Below are 255 nucleotides of genomic sequence, written 5' to 3' on the forward strand. Positions count from 1 at the left end.
GAGCCCGCCGGCAGGTAGCGCCACCGCCCGGACGGCAGCTCCAGCACGTTGCTGCCCGGCACGTAGCGGGCGCCGACCGCGAAGGCCGGCTCGACCGCCTCCACCGCCCCGTGCCCGTCGGCGAGCAGCCCCGCCGTCCGGGCGGGCTTCAGGGAGGCGGGGACGTAACAGGCCTCCACCTCCCCGCACCGCTCCGGCCCCGACGGGTTCACGTAGAAGGCGAACCGCCCCCCGCTCTCCCGCCAGCCGCCCCCG

The 255-nt window shown here is 78.4% G+C and carries 1 protein-coding gene; it reads right to left on the reverse strand.

The window, feature by feature from the left end:
• The coding region (locus VR44_RS44865; protein ID WP_157880249.1) for a hypothetical protein at window positions 1-255 on the reverse strand (255 nt) is incomplete at both ends.

The sequence above is a fragment of the Streptomyces katrae genome, from assembly GCF_000966975.1.
GTDB classification, from domain to species: Bacteria; Actinomycetota; Actinomycetes; order Streptomycetales; family Streptomycetaceae; genus Streptomyces; species Streptomyces katrae.